Annotated in this window: 22 protein-coding genes; 15 read left to right on the top strand and 7 right to left on the bottom strand. The window is 35.2% G+C overall.

Annotated features, from left to right (window positions below; all coding sequences use genetic code 11):
- Window positions 1-63 precede the first annotated feature (63 nt).
- The 6 genes from ACFTQ7_RS02255 to ACFTQ7_RS02230 all read left to right on the top strand — a co-directional run bounded on the left by ACFTQ7_RS02255 (window position 64) and on the right by ACFTQ7_RS02230 (window position 7316).
- On the top strand, window positions 64-693 hold the full coding sequence (locus tag ACFTQ7_RS02255) for a 50S ribosomal protein L25/general stress protein Ctc (RefSeq protein ID WP_386827053.1): 630 nt from the start codon (window positions 64-66) through the stop codon (window positions 691-693).
- A 156-nt stretch (window positions 694-849) separates the two neighbouring features.
- Complete coding sequence (locus tag ACFTQ7_RS02250) at window positions 850-2088, top strand: DUF2399 domain-containing protein (RefSeq protein WP_386827052.1); 1239 nt, start codon at window positions 850-852, stop codon at window positions 2086-2088.
- On the top strand, window positions 2067-3491 hold the full coding sequence (locus ACFTQ7_RS02245; protein WP_386827051.1) for a hypothetical protein: 1425 nt from the start codon (window positions 2067-2069) through the stop codon (window positions 3489-3491). Before ACFTQ7_RS02250 ends, ACFTQ7_RS02245 begins: the two co-directional genes overlap by 22 nt.
- Complete coding sequence (locus ACFTQ7_RS02240; RefSeq protein ID WP_386827050.1) at window positions 3433-4113, top strand: hypothetical protein; 681 nt, start codon at window positions 3433-3435, stop codon at window positions 4111-4113. The genes ACFTQ7_RS02245 and ACFTQ7_RS02240 overlap by 59 nt, the downstream gene beginning before the upstream one ends.
- Entirely contained in the window at window positions 4110-5117 is a 1008-nt protein-coding gene (locus ACFTQ7_RS02235; RefSeq protein WP_386827049.1) for an AAA family ATPase, read from the top strand. The genes ACFTQ7_RS02240 and ACFTQ7_RS02235 overlap by 4 nt, the downstream gene beginning before the upstream one ends.
- Window positions 5118-5258: 141 nt before the next feature.
- Window positions 5259-7316 carry a coiled-coil domain-containing protein gene (locus tag ACFTQ7_RS02230; protein ID WP_386827048.1) on the top strand — a complete coding sequence of 686 codons (2058 nt, stop codon included), beginning with the start codon at window positions 5259-5261 and terminating at the stop codon, window positions 7314-7316.
- Window positions 7317-7577: 261 nt separating this feature from the next.
- Here ACFTQ7_RS02230 and ACFTQ7_RS02225 read toward each other — a convergent pair whose 3' ends face one another.
- From ACFTQ7_RS02225 to ACFTQ7_RS02215, 3 genes are all read right to left on the bottom strand, one after another.
- Complete coding sequence (locus ACFTQ7_RS02225; protein ID WP_386827047.1) at window positions 7578-8183, bottom strand: DUF2812 domain-containing protein; 606 nt, start codon at window positions 8181-8183, stop codon at window positions 7578-7580.
- A complete protein-coding gene (locus ACFTQ7_RS02220) occupies window positions 8170-8457 on the bottom strand; it encodes a PadR family transcriptional regulator (RefSeq protein WP_386827469.1) in 288 nt (95 codons plus the stop codon). Before ACFTQ7_RS02220 ends, ACFTQ7_RS02225 begins: the two co-directional genes overlap by 14 nt.
- Before the next feature lie 144 nt (window positions 8458-8601).
- On the bottom strand, window positions 8602-9228 hold the full coding sequence (locus ACFTQ7_RS02215) for a YczE/YyaS/YitT family protein (RefSeq protein ID WP_349661022.1): 627 nt from the start codon (window positions 9226-9228) through the stop codon (window positions 8602-8604).
- Between the two features lie 159 nt (window positions 9229-9387).
- Here ACFTQ7_RS02215 and ACFTQ7_RS02210 point away from each other — a divergent pair, with 159 nt between their 5' ends.
- A complete protein-coding gene (locus tag ACFTQ7_RS02210) occupies window positions 9388-9525 on the top strand; it encodes a pyridoxamine 5'-phosphate oxidase family protein (RefSeq protein WP_386827046.1) in 138 nt (45 codons plus the stop codon).
- A gap of 46 nt (window positions 9526-9571) precedes the next feature.
- On the opposite strand, the gene ACFTQ7_RS02205 is transcribed toward ACFTQ7_RS02210, so the two are convergent.
- The gene (locus tag ACFTQ7_RS02205; RefSeq protein ID WP_386827045.1) at window positions 9572-10183 is read right to left on the bottom strand and encodes a site-specific integrase; all 612 of its coding nucleotides are present in this window, start codon (window positions 10181-10183) and stop codon (window positions 9572-9574) included.
- 149 nt (window positions 10184-10332) lie between these two features.
- On the opposite strand from ACFTQ7_RS02205, the gene ACFTQ7_RS02200 reads away from it, so the two are divergent.
- Together ACFTQ7_RS02200 and ACFTQ7_RS02195 are read left to right on the top strand one after the other, a co-directional pair.
- Window positions 10333-10716 carry a hypothetical protein gene (locus ACFTQ7_RS02200; RefSeq protein WP_386827044.1) on the top strand — a complete coding sequence of 128 codons (384 nt, stop codon included), beginning with the start codon at window positions 10333-10335 and terminating at the stop codon, window positions 10714-10716.
- A 63-nt stretch (window positions 10717-10779) separates the two neighbouring features.
- Window positions 10780-10998, top strand: a complete 219-nt coding sequence (locus ACFTQ7_RS02195) for a hypothetical protein (RefSeq protein ID WP_386827043.1) — start codon at window positions 10780-10782, stop codon at window positions 10996-10998.
- Window positions 10999-11017: 19 nt separating this feature from the next.
- Here the strand turns inward: ACFTQ7_RS02195 and ACFTQ7_RS02190 are convergent, their stop codons facing one another.
- Window positions 11018-11461 carry a carboxymuconolactone decarboxylase family protein gene (locus tag ACFTQ7_RS02190; RefSeq protein ID WP_386827042.1) on the bottom strand — a complete coding sequence of 148 codons (444 nt, stop codon included), beginning with the start codon at window positions 11459-11461 and terminating at the stop codon, window positions 11018-11020.
- An 817-nt stretch (window positions 11462-12278) separates the two neighbouring features.
- Between ACFTQ7_RS02190 and ACFTQ7_RS02185 the strand changes: the two genes are divergently transcribed.
- From ACFTQ7_RS02185 to ACFTQ7_RS02165, 5 genes are all read left to right on the top strand, one after another.
- On the top strand, window positions 12279-12404 hold the full coding sequence (locus ACFTQ7_RS02185; protein ID WP_386827480.1) for a hypothetical protein: 126 nt from the start codon (window positions 12279-12281) through the stop codon (window positions 12402-12404).
- Window positions 12391-12597 (top strand): hypothetical protein, encoded by a 207-nt coding sequence (locus tag ACFTQ7_RS02180; RefSeq protein WP_386827041.1) that lies wholly within the window; start codon window positions 12391-12393, stop codon window positions 12595-12597. The genes ACFTQ7_RS02185 and ACFTQ7_RS02180 overlap by 14 nt, the downstream gene beginning before the upstream one ends.
- Entirely contained in the window at window positions 12563-12733 is a 171-nt protein-coding gene (locus tag ACFTQ7_RS02175; protein WP_386827040.1) for a hypothetical protein, read from the top strand. The genes ACFTQ7_RS02180 and ACFTQ7_RS02175 overlap by 35 nt, the downstream gene beginning before the upstream one ends.
- Window positions 12733-13152, top strand: a complete 420-nt coding sequence (locus ACFTQ7_RS02170; protein ID WP_386827039.1) for a M15 family metallopeptidase — start codon at window positions 12733-12735, stop codon at window positions 13150-13152. The genes ACFTQ7_RS02175 and ACFTQ7_RS02170 overlap by 1 nt, the downstream gene beginning before the upstream one ends.
- Window positions 13153-13217: 65 nt before the next feature.
- Window positions 13218-13403 carry a hypothetical protein gene (locus ACFTQ7_RS02165; protein ID WP_386827038.1) on the top strand — a complete coding sequence of 62 codons (186 nt, stop codon included), beginning with the start codon at window positions 13218-13220 and terminating at the stop codon, window positions 13401-13403.
- Between the two features lie 159 nt (window positions 13404-13562).
- Here the strand turns inward: ACFTQ7_RS02165 and ACFTQ7_RS02160 are convergent, their stop codons facing one another.
- On the bottom strand, window positions 13563-14093 hold the full coding sequence (locus tag ACFTQ7_RS02160) for a hypothetical protein (RefSeq protein WP_386827037.1): 531 nt from the start codon (window positions 14091-14093) through the stop codon (window positions 13563-13565).
- 554 nt (window positions 14094-14647) lie between these two features.
- Window positions 14648-15289 carry a YukJ family protein gene (locus tag ACFTQ7_RS02155; protein ID WP_386827036.1) on the bottom strand — a complete coding sequence of 214 codons (642 nt, stop codon included), beginning with the start codon at window positions 15287-15289 and terminating at the stop codon, window positions 14648-14650.
- Window positions 15290-15612: 323 nt separating this feature from the next.
- Here ACFTQ7_RS02155 and ACFTQ7_RS02150 point away from each other — a divergent pair, with 323 nt between their 5' ends.
- The gene (locus ACFTQ7_RS02150; protein WP_386827035.1) at window positions 15613-16386 is read left to right on the top strand and encodes a CsxC family protein; all 774 of its coding nucleotides are present in this window, start codon (window positions 15613-15615) and stop codon (window positions 16384-16386) included.
- Window positions 16387-16567: the final 181 nt, after the last annotated feature.

Here is a 16567-nt window from a genome sequence, read left to right as displayed (position 1 = left end):
TAAAAATCATTAGAACGGGCAAAACCTTTTATGAGACTAGTTTCCATGAAAGGGGAAAAGACGATGAATACTGTTTTAACTGTAAATAAACGCGATAAAGGGCGTAATTCATCATTAACTCAACTTAGACAGAACGGTGCTATTCCGGGTGTTGTTTATGGCTATCAAATGGAATCCACAGCAGTATCACTGGATGCCAGACAATTTGCAAAAATGTTAGCTCAATTCGGCAATAAAAATGTCTTTCAATTAGATGTAGACGGTAAACGTGTCAACGCGGTATTAACAGAAGTACAACGCTGTGCGTTAAAGGGCAATGTTAAGCATGTAGATTTTAAGTCCATCAATATGTCCGAAGAACTAGAGGTTGATATTCCAGTAACGGTTAAGGGTCATGCTATTGGAGTTGCTGATGGTGGTTTTCTATTACAGCCTAACCGTGAAGTTCGCATAAAAGTAAGTCCGTCAGAAATTCCTGAAACAATAGAGGTGGATGTGACTGATGTAGCAATCGGGACATCACTTTATGTAGGAGATATTCGCGAAAAGTTCTCTTTTGAAATATTACAGGAAGATGACTATACATTAGTGACGATTACACCTCCTGCCGCTGAAAATGTACAGGAGGACGACAAAGTGGATGGGACCCCTGAAGTAATCGAGGCTACTGGGAAAAATACAGAGGAACCGTAAAAAAAACTACATCACCCTTCAGATTAGCCTGGTGGATGATGTAGTTTTTATGTTGTGTTTTAACAGATTTTTTAGATTTAATTTAAAGAAGTAAACTAGGTATACTGCATTCATTACTCTAGTTTTGTATAATGAAGGGAGAAAGGGTGTGATAGTATGATAGAACATTTTTTGACTTCGTATTTTGTCAAAAACGGGGAACACCTTGAAGTACCTCCAAAATATATTTCGGATACAATTAAGCAGTATACAGTAGCGAAACAGACTGCACGAACATACCGCAACGTATCGTTTTTAAAGGTTGGGCAACTTACTAAAATCAAGCCATCACAAGAGCTATTAAATTATAGATTTACAAACAATTCAAAGCGAAAGCTAACAGAAGATTTTTCTACAATTCAAAGCTGGATTAAGGAAGGGTGGATTATAGAAGAAATTGTTTTCGCACAGGATGGACGTACTGCAAAAGCAATTCATTACCGAATGGGACCAAGTTTAAAATATTATTTTGATGTACAGAACGAGCAACAGATGCAAAGGTTAGAAAATTATGCATTACAATTGCAAAAAAGTGCTGACATACAACCCATAAAAGAACTTCAACAAGCCGTGCAACAATTAAATGAGCTTGTAGCAATGCAAATTGTAGAATTAGCACATACAACAAAATTATTATCTCATTGGTCGACTGAAAAACGATTACGTTTTTTGCATTTTTCAATCGGCTTTTTTCAATTGGCAAATAAAGGGGTATTATTTGATTTTAAAGAAATTGGTGCAACGCTTTTTGATAAAATTGGTGGTTCAAAAGTTTTCGACCGTGAACAAAAAGAATTTATCGAAGAGTTAGAGCGTGTCTTCTCTGTACATGCAAGCGATTGTGGATTAATTAGTTTAGGGAAAATTACACCAGTCTTTTTTGCAGGAGAGTTAACGGGAACATTTAGCCATTATCAACAAGGTGTTATTCATGCATTAACCGACGATGCCATTTTAAAGGATAAGTATAAAACTGAAGCAAGCATTATTTGGCTTGTTGAAAATAGAGCAATTCTTACACGAATGGCACAGGAAACGAGCTTTTTACAGCGTACTAATTCCTTTATTTTATGCTTAGACGGTCAAATAAGGTCTGCACATAAAATGTTGATTCGTCAGCTAGTCGTCACACAAAATGTGATTGTTTGGACAGATTTTGATGTTGCAGGCTTAACGATAGCTATGCATGCAGTGCAAATGATGAATACACCGTATAAAATTATTGCTAGGGATAATCAGACTTTTTCTGATATCGAAGCTTATAAAAAGTGGCTACTTGATGAACTTGAAATAGCTGAACACGAACAAGAGCAGCAATTAGGAGATGTAGAACAATGGATGAAATGGATACAGTAAAGCGTGCGCCAATCTCTATTTTTAATATTGAATCGAACACAGCTGAGCTTAAAACATCAATGCGTGATATCGCCTCATTGGCTGGGGTATTAAACGAACTTGGAAGTCAACAAATTTATGAGTCACCGCTTGAAATTTTGCGGTTTCTGAATACGATTCAGCTTTTGTATGAAGAATCTTTAGGTTTAGCAGGCGTGATTGAGGATACAGAAATGCTGTATTATCGCTATCAAAATACATATATCGACGATACACCACCAACTATTAAGCAACTTGATCACTTAATTTACATTTTGGCACGTAATAGCTGGCTCACAAAGCAAACGCGTCAAATAAAATTATTAGATCGGGGTAAAAGGATGATGGATGCACTTATTCGTCTTGCGAATGATTCATTAGCCTATTATTTACAGGATGATATTGGACGTTCGCTCTTCCAAGCACGACGAGATGCGGAACTCAGTGCCGCCTATGATGATAATGGGATCTCAGGAGGCAATAAAATTGCATCTATGATTCGCAATGTTGAAGATGCAATTCAAAAACTGGAACTTCGACAATTAGAGTTTTTTGCTGATAGAAATGCTTTACCACAGCTTGAAATTATCCATCAGCTTATGCAGGAACTTGAAATTAAAATGCAAGAGCGACTTAGCCAGTTCCAAACAGTAGAAGAGAGCTTAGTGATGAGTGAACTAGTACAACGTGGGACAGCCGTTTTATCCAAGGGAACTGCGCTTAGTCTAGGAATGCTTACGAAATATATTCGTTTCGTAACGATGCAGAATACACCTCTCTCTGAATCGATTTCACCGGAAAAGATACGCTCGTTTATAGTAAATATTTACAACCCACCAATCGATTCGAATATCCCAAATGCGTATGATTTATTTAGTTTTATGGAGCAGGCACAGTATAAAGATGAGGAACTGGACGGTATTTGGTTGCCAATTAAATTTGCAGCTCCAATAGGTGGACAAGATATTGATGAAGCTATTCATTATTTAGAAACCTATGAGCCTAAAGTGAATCATCCAATTGAGACTGAGGAGGAAATCAACTTTGAAGAAACCGTTGTTGAAGGTGCATCCGTTCAACAATTGTTTGATGATGCAGCTTGGCAAATGACGAAGGCAGTTATTAATACAGATGTAATCGAACACTACTTAGACGTACATGGTGAAAGTGAACTAGAGGAAGTAATGATAGAATCAAGCTCTGCTGAATGGGGGGATGCAATTCGTTCCCTACTAGCTGTATCTGCTTTAACGAGTAAGCAAAAGGTAAATATGAAGGAAGTATTGGACACAAAACAATTTGATAAACGATGGGAGTGGGTAGAAGATGACGACAGACGATTTACAATACAACAACACGAACGGACATCTCGCAACAATGAGTAATTTACGTGCCTACTTATCGGCGGAGGAAGAGCTAGCATTCATGCAGCTATTATTTTCATCCTCTGCAAGTGTACTAGGCAGTAATTATGGTTTAAGGCGCAAGGATTTAGAAAAGTTATTAAACATCAAAAATGATGACAAGGCTTTCTATTCTTTTATTGAACGTGTAAATGCAGCGGTGCATCGCTACTTTCGTGTAATTTATGATGAAAAAAGAAAGCGCGTGATCGTTATGATGCGTGTTTCTGCTAAGGACGCAAAGTCGACATTAAGCAAAGAGGCACTTGCCATTTTATTGTATATGTTTTATCAGCAGGAAGTTCTAAATCATGAATATACATTAGTACAGCAAATATTAACAGATTTCGGACATGAGTTATTAAATGCAAGTGCTAAATTACTGAAAAACATCGATCAACTGAAAAAAATTGGTGCAGTAGAAGAAAATGAAATTTCAAAAAATGAAAAAGCTTACTCGTTAACTGCGATTGGTGTTCATATGTTTTCAGATTCATTTTTACGAAGAACAGCCGAATTTGCCCAATCTACTCAGTTAAATAAAGAAGAAGTATTGAAATTTTTCAAACGCTACAATTTGTATATTAGGGAGGATGCACTATGATTCCCTATCGTTTGCAGTTTAGTGGTATACGTGACTATCAACCAACACGCATTTTTTTTGGTCAAGCGAATGACCATATCCTAATCACTGGTCCAAATGGCACAGGGAAATCAACTATCTCATTTTGTATGGGAGCAGTACTATATTCGTCAAAAATAGATTTAGAAGGCTTGCGATCAAATAATTTACATAGCCATCAAAAATGGAGAGCGATGGTGGAGCTAATATTTAAAAATGAAGGTCCTTCTCGAATTGACGCAGCACCTTTTGTTTCATTTCGTTTAATAATTGAACAGGATGCAAATCGGGGCGCATTGCAGCGTGAATATCATGTCCTTACAGGGGAAACAGAGGATACTTTGACTGTCAGTGATATATATCGTTCAGGTGATGTCAATCAACGTAATTTTACAACATATAAAGAAGATTTACAGTTTAAATATAAAATTGATTCAGATTTATTTTATTTAATTTGGTATCAGCAAGAAGTAAATCAGTTCGCTGTAATGGCGCCAGAAGAGCGTTTTCGTCGATTTAGTGAAATGCATAATATTACTGAAATCCAGCAGTCGTGGGAAGCGGCAATTGAAGGTGTTAAAGAACTGGAACAAGAACTGATAGCTGCAAAGACAGTTGTTAAGCAGGCTGAATTTAATTTGAAAATAGCAAAAGAAGAATTTGATCGTTTGAAAAATAACAAGTCCCGTCTATATGAAGCGGGAAAAGCGCATATCCTTTATACCATGTCACTTGTGCAAATATACGACAATCACAAGCTAGAACTTGTAGAAAAACAATTAAAGCAAACGGATATTCGTCAAGATACAGAGGGGAAAATTGTACAAATAAAGAAACAAATCGAAAAAGCAAAATTCTTATTACAAGAGCTGAATAAAAAGCAACTGCAAATGGATGAGGAAAAGAGATCAAAATCAACATTGCTTGAACAGCTATCCAAGAAACGAGAGACCTTGATCGTGACAGAGCAGGAATTAAAGGATTAACTTGTTCATACAGAGGAACAGCGTAAACAGCTTCGATTTACAGAGGAAGTAACAAAAGCGAAATTCAATGATGCACAGCAAGAACTAGTTAATATTGAACACCAATATAAACAATTACAGCAGCAATTAACAAATCTGACAATGCAAAAGGATGAACTTAATGGTAATCGATTAACCCTTAAATGGGAGCTTGCGCAAATTGAAAAAGAGGAACAGGAAGCAATCGCGCTTCTAGCAGAGCATACTAGTGCCCACCATGTACAACGAAAAATTACACATCTTGAAGAGCAAATTCAAGATTATTATAAGAAAAAAGTCTCATTAGAGCAGGCACTTGAAAATACAACAATTGAAATTACACAACGTGAAAACAATCAAATATATTCAGCTCGTCAATTAGCGGGCTTACAACAATTCAAGCAACGAGATATTTCGGCTTATACATTCCGAGATTTAGTTACGTTAGCTGAAGGTGCCACAATTGAGCATGAAAATCGTTTGAAGTCAATTAAATACACTATTTTTTATGATGCTAAAGAGAAAGTAGCGTTTAATGATTTGTATCATGTGTCGTTACGTTCCATTGTACCAGAACGTTTTACAACTAGTTTACCAGCGCAAAAACTAGTTATTCGACAAGGGTTGTCGGAAAAAGAACAAAATTTTGCCGTAAAAGCATTATGGTGGGCACAGAGATTTTTCGAGATTCAAGCGCCAAAAATCCAAGGTGAATTATTAGTGGACGAGCACGGCTATCGAGGAGCGCAAGAAAAAAATACGGTTATTTTAAATGATAAAATGCTGATAGAGCAGATACACACAATGCGTAAATTAAGAGCTCAGCTTGAAATACAGTTGTCAGAGGCGACAACACAATTTAAAGAAGACCAAATTAATTTGCAAAAGCTAAATAGTATTATTAAAGATGTACAGAAGGCAGAAGCGAGTGTTGTAGATGCTGAATTTAAGCGTCATAAGCTACAGTACAAAACAAAACTAGACGAACAGTTTACAGAGCTTCAGAAACACGAAATCCAGATGACAGTAGCACTACAAAACGAGCAAGGGAAAAATATAGGCATCCAATTTGAATTAGAAAAGCTAAAAAACGAGCTAGATATTTATGAGCAACTTGGAGTTTTAAAGAAAGTTCAAGAACAGCTTGCAGAAACGAAATTAAAGTTAAAAGACATGAATGATACTATTGATGAGACGAATAGCAAACTTAATCAATTAAAGGATGAGAGCTATAAACTTCATGATATTTGTAGACAGAAGGAAAGTGATATTCGATCGCTTGAACGTGATTTAACGGATGCAGGAAATGAAGTGCAAGGTACGAAGAAGCTGCTTGTCAAATATCAGGAAGAATTTGAAGTGGCAGAAGCCTCCATTTTACAAGAACAGCTTCGTTTGGAAGAGCTATCAACAATTATTCCAGATATTTTTGCTGAAGTACAAGAAGAGACTCTAGAATTAAATAGCACTGTGACAAAGTTGAAAAATGATAATACTACAGCCCGTATCAACTTTGAGAATGCACGGGTAGAAGATGTGAATCCGGAGGCAGAGCGTAATTATATTGCAGTAAAAGATGACTTTAACATAAAAAAAGAGACAGTAGATCAAACACAGGAATACTTAGAAATCCACAGAAATCGAGCATTAGAAAATGAGAATCGTCTTGAAACAACCATCAATATGAATGTTCTTAAAATTAACAATTTATTTACGAAATATATGGATGAGTTCCGATTTGAAGGAAAAATCGAATATGAACGTTTCGAAGATAAAAAAGGTCGTACGATTTTTAAATTATATATTAAGGCACGGAAAATAGGTCATAGTGGCCGTTTAGAAGATGTTGGCACAAAGGCCAGACATGGTAAGCTAGGAAAAGGTGTGTCAGGCGGTGAAGAATCATTAAGCTCACTATTATTTGCACTTGCCCTGCTACAAAATTTAAATACTTCACCAAGCTTCATCGTCCTAGATGAATTTGATAGTGCATTAGATGAGGAACGGAAAGAAAAAGTTTTTGATTTATATGTAAACGAATTACAACGAAAGCTTATTATTTTGTCTCCTAAAGCACACGATGACCATTATTACAATAAATTTTCAACTGTTGTCGTCGTCGAGCACGATTCAGCAGTGCCGATTAGTCGTACAAAAACGATTCGATTGCTCCCGCATTAGATCAGAACCTGAGAATATATATAATAAGAGCACTTTTGATAGTATCCCCTTTAAGTAGAAAATGTTAAAAAAGCTACAGTTATCTGTAGTTAACATCTACTTAAAGGGGATTTTTGAATGGCTAGAAAAAATTGTATAAAATGCTTTTGAATAAGATGTTGTTCAGTCATATTTAGCAGGTAGCGAAAGCTATGTTTCTATTGCCAAACGATTTGGCACTCAAATGAAGGGGGGGTAACTCCATAAGCTGTTCCTTGCTGTTTATTGCATAAACTGCTGTAAAGATTTGCGGTAACGGAAATATATGACTACGTACATACTGCAAGTTGCTAAAAATAGCCAGGGTGGGATAAAACGCATGATGGCAAATGGTGTTTCAAATAAAAAGGAAAAAAGGAAAGTAAAACCCTTTACATCCCATAAACCTGGCGTAAAATAAGCATCTTTTATATTAAAAAAGTAAAAGTTGTCATTGGAATAAAAAAACATTAACCATATAAAAGAGAATATAGCGAAATTGCTGGAATGCTTCATTAATCTTTTATATTTAGCAATTTGCGAATCATGATCAGAAAATAATTCATCATTGCCATCTTTTCTTTTAAACCAATAATAGGAACCATCATAAGATTTTTCTTTTAATACTTGCCATCCAAAATCCTCATACAATTGTTTATAATTAGTTCGCTCTGCTTTTTTAAGATCTTGCTGAAAATCAATACGGATAACTTGTTCAAGATCATCTGTCTTTTTAAATGTATAAAAACCGCCAGAAATCACATTTGTACAAACCAATCCTTTGGACAACATATGATTTAACCATTTTTCTTCTTTTTCGATATCAAAAAAGAGTTTAAACTTGATCATGTCCATCAGCTCCCTCATATAAAGATAAAATTCGCTGCAATCTTTTTTGCTCAGCCGATAATATTTCTAATCCCTCAGCTGTTGTTTGATAAACCTTACGTCTCGTATCTTGGGTCTTTACAGGCGAAATCCAATGGTATTTCAACAAATTTTCAATTGCGCCATACATAGTGCCGGCCGCAATCCTTACACTACCAGCGCTCATTTCCTCGATTTTTTGCATCATCGCATAGCCATGAAGCGGTTCACGTAAGGCGAGTAGAATATAATGCATGGTTTCAGATAAAGGTAGTAATTTATGTTTTTTCACAAGTTCACCTCATATACAGTTCAACTATATAGTTCGATTATATATAGTTGAACTGTATATTTCAACCGAATAAAAAAAGACAATGCACTTTTGCATTGTCTTGTAAGCCTATACTACAGCGCTTTTCACGCCAGTCCATCTCATAAATAATTTTTCATTATATGTTAAAGCAAACTGTACAATCGGTCCGAGTCCGAAAGCCATTAGCACAGTACCAACGCCGATAGGACCACCTAGTAAAAAGCCGATCAAAGCGACAGTTACTTCCATAGTTGTTCGAGAGCGTGTGACACTCCAGCCAAGCTTATGAACCATTAGAAGCATTAATGAATCACGAGGACCAATCCCTAAATTTGCCACCATATACATACCGCAACCCCAGCCAAGTAATAGTAAGCCACATACATATGAAAGCAGTTGCAACCAAAAACCATCTATATCAGGAATCAAATAGTTAAAAATATCAATAAAAATTCCTGCTAAAAACATATCTATAAACGTACCCGGCAGTGGGAATTTCTTTGTTATTACTATATCAAATGCTATTATGGCTAGTCCGATGAGAATGGACCAAGTACCAATAGTTAATCCCAATGTTTTAGCTAGTCCAATATGTAATACATCCCATGAACCAACACCGAAAATCTGACCTTTAATTGTCAATGTTATACCTAAGGATAAAAGCAAAATACCCGTTAAGAAGAACAGACACCGTGTGAAAAATGCTTCCTTCATCATTATAACCCTCATTCTAAAAATTCATGTTGTTCAACAAATTATTATAACAATAGATTTTAAAATGAATCGAATATTGTCAATTCATATTTTTCAAAAAATATGATTAGCTAAGCTAAATAAGGACAAAATAGTATGGATAAGAAAGGATGAGATGATATGACCACTGTGCGAGATGAAATACTAGAAGTTTTAAATCGTGAAAAAATAGGAACGATGGCAACCGTTGAGAATGGTAAACCGTACTCACGTTATATGATTAAAGAGCGTCAATATTACAGTGGTATCAAGGTTTGAGATACTTTTTGAGAAACGGGTTCCCCAAAAAGTACCACAAAAAAATTCAAAATAAAACTTTAGATAAAATTTGAACAGCCTCTTTTTCTTTATCCTTCATAGAATGAGCATAATATTCTATTACTGTATTTGGCGTATCGCCAATCATTTTCGCTACAATGGGTATAGGCACTCCTCTGGCACACATTATAGTTGCGTACGTATGACGAAGTCCATGGGGTGTTATTTTTTTTGAGATGATTTTATTTTCAAATGCTTTATTTAAAATTGTTCCAGCCAAACCTCTTCCGATAGGTCTTAATGTAATTAAATTAACAAAGACATGATCATTTATAGAATGTTGTATTCCTTTTTCAAGTTTCTTCTCAATTACTTTTTTTCGATATGCATCTAAGAGAGAACATAAATTTTTATCGATTTCAACAAGACGTATACTATTTTTGGTTTTCGCTTCTCGCTGTCCCAAATAATCACGTGTTTCGTATATATTGATTGTACCTTCTTTTAAATTTATGTCTTTCCAGTGTAATGCTGCTGCTTCACCTTTTCGCATACCAGTAAGTGCAATTGTCCAAATTAATGATGTGTGAGTCATATCATCTGCATTTTTCAGATATTGGAGTAGATTTTTTAAATCATCCTCATTTAAAAAATTCAAATCCTTTTCCTCGTTATAACTTCGCTTCTCTTTCTCTTTAGTAATATTCATAGATGAAAAACGATTCTTTGGTAGTTTGTGGGAGTGGGAGCAACACGACTAAAAGATTAATCGAAAGATTTTGTTCAGAAACGAAAGGGGAATTGTTTATGAAAATGTTTGTAGCACATCCAGGACCATTTGGACCAAATCAGCGTGAAGTATTATTGCAGCAATTAATATTACACAACGGTGCTTACTTAGCTTTGCACAGACCAGCTAGATTACATGAAAAATACGACATGTGGATTGTGTCAGATTATCTAACAGGCATGATGTTATCTCAATCCATCAGCAAGAATTATGCAATAGAAAAAGCCAAAAAGCTTGTGTCATCAGTAAATAAACAAAAGATGCAGGTATCTCAAAATCATGGATTAAAAAAATTAATGTCTTCTTTCAATGGATCTGTTGATTTTAAATTGTTAGAACGGATAGAACGTAAATGTGCGGAGCGAGGCACTACGTCAGTGAGAGTAATGAAATACAGGTAAGTACAAACGAAAGTTATTTTCCTTTAAAAAAAACAAAATATGGAATAAAGGGGTGGAGTCGTAATGAATATTGAACGCGGGGATAGTGTGAAATTTGGAGAGAAATGGTGTAAAGAACATGGAAGGGAAAACCTTATAAATCAGGTTATTAAATTCACGCCACAGTGGTTTGAAGATGACAATTTCTTTACTCTTATCAAACTGAATGTCCAGGAATTTATAATGAAGAATGCGAAGAGGCTGATAGTATTTATCAAAGGAAGAAAAAAACGAACACCGTGAGATGTTCGTTACAGAGTTATTATTTTTCAGTTGCTGTATTCCCCATTGCAATAGAAATTCTATTCCAACTGTTGATTTGATTGATGATTAGAACAAGGTCAACATACTGTTTCTCGTCATAGTATTCACGTACTCGCTTATATAGGTCATCTGGAACTCTTTTAGTAGGAATTAAAGTTATATGCTCAGATAATTCTAGAGCAACTTTCTCTTCAAGTGTATAAAAAGTACATTCATTCCAAGCATTTAAACAATAAATACGCTGTTCGGTTTCACCCATCTTCCGAGCATCGGATGTATGCATGTCTATGCAGAACGCACACCCATTAATTTGAGAGACTCTAATTTTGATAAGTTCCCTAGTTGCTCGATTAATTGTAGACTTTTTAGTGTATTTTTCCATATCCATCATGATTTTCATACCATCGGGTGCAACATCATAGTAGCCAACTCTTTGACTCATAGGGCAAGACTCCTTTTGTTTTTAAGATAAGATAATTATAACTATATACGAACGTTCGTGCTAGTTTTTAGCACTATAACATTTCGATTAAATGGGATTTAAGTTAAACGTATAAGTAAAAGTATTAAATAATTCGTCGAAGTTCCTGCAAAATCAGCTTGCGTAAAGGAACGAGAGAATTACTAGATGGAATTGATGAATTTATACGTTTTATTGCTTATGATAAGGATGCTTGTTTCGATGGAGAATTGATAACAGATGAATTAAGAGAATATCTAGTTGAGACATTTGAAATGACTAAAAAAGCTTGTACTTAATATTGCACAAAAAACGTTACGAAACAAAAAAATATTGCATCAATCAAAATGATATGTTTTATAAGATTAATCAAATTCTCTACTATTTAGATATTTATAATAACCTTTATTTAGATGAAGATTACTTGAATGATATAGCGCGAAAAAGTTTGAAAAGTAATTTAGAAAAAATATCCCAAGCTGTAAAGGTTGATAAAACTCTAACAATAGATAGAGATATTTTAACAACAATACAATAATAGCCTTTACGGAAAATACCGGAGGCACTAACAAACAGGTGAATGGCCTGTCGAACGAAGGCGATACGGTACTAGACAATTGTATGGGTGGTTTTACAACGGCTGTAGCTTGTGATAATACAGGACGCGCAGCTGGATCGGCTTCGAGTTAGAGCTGGAATACTGCGAAAAGGGGAAACAACGCATTAATGAAAACCGACAAAAGTTAGGATTACAACCAGTTGAAATTATTAATAAGTCATAACTTTTGGAAGGTGCTCTATGGAAAATATAGCTAGTTTTGTAGGTGCTGTTTTTGTACCAGTATTTGAATTTTTGTATGGAGAGGGCGAAGTCGTAATGTATACGATGACCGCACTCTTTTTTTTTAGTAATGGATTGGATTAGTGGAATTCGTGCAAGTAAGAGAGATAAAAGTTACGGTTCATCGTATGGTATCGATGGTTTATTCCGTAGCCTCTTTTTATTGCTTCTACCTGCAGGTGGACATTTGTTAGATATGTTTCGGTGCGCCTGGGGTTGTATTTGGTTTATTAGTAGCTGGTTTGTTATATCACATTATTCAATCGATGACTGCTAACGCTATTCGTGCAGGTTGGGGACAATGGTTCCCAGACTGGCTACTTACAAAGCTTACTGAGTGGGTACGTAGCGAAATTGAAGCGAAACTTGCACGTGCTGAAGAACGAAAAATGAAGAAAGAGGGCGAAGCGTAATGAGTACAAGTGTAACTACTACATGTCGAGATCTTTCAAAACTATTAATAACTGCACAAACAGCATGCAGATTGTTGTTTCAAGAGTGTTTTAAAGCTGGTATTAAAAATATCTTCATCACGGAAACATATCGCTCTCAGGAACGACAAAAATACCTATATGCACAAGGACGAACACGACCAGGGCAAATTGTTACTTGGACGCTTTCAAGTAATCACAGTAGTCGTTTAGCATGGGACGTTGCAGTTGGTCCTCCTCAATCGTTATATGATGTGACATTGCTCAATCGAATTGGTGCTATCGCACGTAAGCTAGGTATTACATGGGGCGGTGATTGGGTAGGAACATTGACCGACCTCACTTTGAAGTTAAGAAAAGTTGGGTTATTCCTAAAGGTTAAAAGCTTGAAGGAAAAGTAATCGTACCAAGCAACAGCGAAATGAAAGTTCAATTAATTTTGGAAGACAAAAAGGAGGAAATCAAAATGACAAAATGGAATCCGAGTTCACCTGCTATGAAAACAGAAGCAGAAAACTATATCGCACAGGCTATTAAGGATGGTATTATTCAGGCTTCACATTTGAAGGATTTACAGAATGGTAACATGACTACAGACCGTTTGTTAGGGTTGCATATGACGATTCAACAGCGTAGAAATAATAAAAAATAGTCAAAATTAGTACAGTACATGGTGAATTTATTAAAATCGGTTGGGTGGCATACATCGAGCTTGATGGAGCTAACTGGCGTGTTAAAACAGTAATACAGGTATGAGGGAGCTAGTAGTTTAAACAGCTAAATTAGCCTAACAAATATAAGCCCGGTGTACTCAATTAAATTTTGAGCCTGGGCTTAATTTTTGGATCATCGAATTAATTATCTTCATGATTCCATTTACATCAATCGTTTTATTACTTGTTTTATCTACAATAAATGTGTATTCAAACTCATTCACCACAGTTCTGTAAGTTATAAAATCATTTCTTTTAAAATAAACCATTTCCTGACCATTTTCCAAATTAACTTTTTTTGCATCGTTTGGATATGACATATCATTATCGTTAGGTATGATAGCTAGAGTGTAATGTTTTTTTCCGTTGTTTTCATCTAAATAATATATAGTTAATTGTGAACTCTTTTGGTTAAATGATGCGAAAACATGTGTAAATAAAATTGGAGGAAGTCGAGTAGGCAATGGAATGTCCTTATTAAAAGATGTATTCCCCTCTTGAATAGCTTTGGTCGCCTCAGTATATTCTCCATTTTCTAAATATATTTTTTCTAAATCAGTAGTAATAGCATATGCATTATTCATATGAAAAGTTAGAATCAAAAATAGAAAAAAGCTTAATTTTTTCAATTTAAAATCTACCTCCGTATATAATTTTTTTATACTCTTTGATACGAATGTAAAACAGGCTTATGCGTACTATGCGTGTAGTAAAAATGAGGCAAGGTGTGCAGATGCATCTTTTCTTTATGGGGGAAGTAAAACTACATCAACATCATCTATTTATTTTAGCAAGGGTGAAAAAATAGAAATACAATGGGAAAATGACTCTCCTGGTAGAGAGCACGTTGCTTTCTATATAATGAGTGACAAGGATAAAATTTCAAAAACTATATATGCACCTGCATACGGTAATAATCGCCATGTTGAAGACGCTCCATTTTCCGGTTATTACTATATGGTTGCATTATGTAAAGGTGGAGAAACTAATACTTGCAAAGGCGGAGGAAGAATTAGCATCGAATAATTGTTTTATTAAAAGACCAGGCGCTCATTAAAAAGTAAGTACCTGGTTTTTTTGTGTTTATTCATCATACGGTCTGTATTTTGTATGAAGCTCCTTAGATGCTTCTTTTCGAGTTTCTATATCTTCTCTTAAATATACTTCTTTAGCCTTTAACTAATTAGCAGCCACTTCTATGATTGCATTCTTCAACAGGTTTAGTAGCATGTCCATCATCATCCGTACACCAGGATTGTGATTGGAAAGCCAAGAAAATTGCAGCCCATTTGTCAGTATCTTTAAAATGCAAAAATACACCGCCATCTTGCCATATGCCATCATCACCTATATATTCCTGAACATTGCCTTGATTCATATGAACATCATGGACACCAGGAGGGATTTTTTCTCCATAAGCATAAATATCTACTTCTTGATTATCCTCAGCCATTGACATATAATGAATTAATTTTTCTAATAAATCATTATCTTCTCCTGGAGCTGTCACTGGAAGCGGAATCATTTTACAAGGATCAAGTAAATTTCCTCTAATATAGTCAAGTGCGATATTAGAATTAGTATCTCCAATTTGTGTAAAGCCATATCCCAAATCCGGAAGATGCGTTATTTGCTCTGAGTGAAAGTCCTCACCCGCATAATATAGTAATTCAGAAGGGTGTTCTTTCGATAAAACATTAATAATAATCTTATCTGTTCTTTGATTGTCTTTAATTCGAACTGTCAGATGCGGGGTTCGGTCATGTGAGTTGGGAAGCGTATAGCCTGTTACTCGACCTTTTAGTACACCATAATTAATTGGCATAAATTTTTCATCTCCTCAAAATGTATTCAAACAGTATTGTCGACGATATATTAATTTATATACGTGGTTTAATTTTTGTAATAAAGGAGCTAAATCTCTTTATTAGATAGATTTCTTTCTATATAAGAATAGAATTAAAACTAGTTGCTTAAAATGGTGAGTATCTAGTATTTTGATGTTCATTCTTATCTTTTAGTTCAAAAATCCCTTTTTTAAAATCAGAAAAAAACTAGTATACACGTCCATACATAGATTTAATCGTTACATATTCTAGCAATATAGAGAGCGCTCTCTAATACTAAAAAATGAAAAGAGGAATTTTTTTGAGTGATCAATTAGAAAATCTAAATCAAATAGCACCTTGTCCAGTAACATCAACTGAATTAGTACCATTAGATAATGAGGTTACTCCATTAGTAGCTACACCGGTTACAGCTCCAACTATTAAAATTCCAGTTGTACTTGCAGAACCAACACTTCAAATAGTTGTGGAATCAGATATTACGCTGAATCCTGCTGCAACTGAAATCAAAAGAGTGAAAAAAAATGTATTCCTAAATCAAGTTAAATTAGTGCCTGTTAGATTTGCACGTATTGATAACACTGACTTTTTTAGGGTAACAAGAGCTAAATTATTTGTAGCAGGACATATTCGTAAAAATATTGAATATGCTTCAGCAGCATGTAATGGAGCGCTACAAGATAGAATTGCTGATGTTCCATTTTCCGGTTTTACAGAACTATTTTTCCCACAAACACCTGGAGGCCCTACTCCAATCTTTGGAATTTCTGAGTTTGCCGAAGCGAACTTCTTGAATGAAAGAACTCAATTGGATGCTCGATTGGATAAGGCATTCTTCCAAAATCTCGTGAAGTACAATGAACAACCATTTGGCGAGTTAGTCGCTGCAAACTTCTTTGAACTTGATTTTTCACCAAGGATGGCATCACCAGAAGGTACTTTCAGCACATTGCGTGAAAAAATTGTTCTGGATCTTACAGTAAAAGTACTGCAAGTTCAACAAGTCCGCCTTGGAGCTGGTAGTACTGTAGTAACTCCAGTTCTTTACGGACTTACTCCTCCTGTTAGTCCTTGATAATCTCTAGTTTTTAGAGGAGCAGAACAAATAAAAAAGGTAGTTCACTGCAAAAATGTAATCGAAAAAACAACCCTGTAATATTTAAGGTGCACTAATAAAAATATAATATTTGAGTTGGCAGTTGAAAGTTCGGTTGAATCTGATTTTTAACTGCCTTTTTATTATCAAGAGGTATTAG

The organism is Lysinibacillus sp. NPDC056959 (genome assembly GCF_042674095.1).
Lineage (GTDB): Bacteria > Bacillota > Bacilli > Bacillales_A > Planococcaceae > Lysinibacillus > Lysinibacillus zambalensis.
The sequence above is the reverse complement of the archived record's forward strand: the minus strand, read 5'-3'. Positions and strand labels throughout refer to the sequence as shown.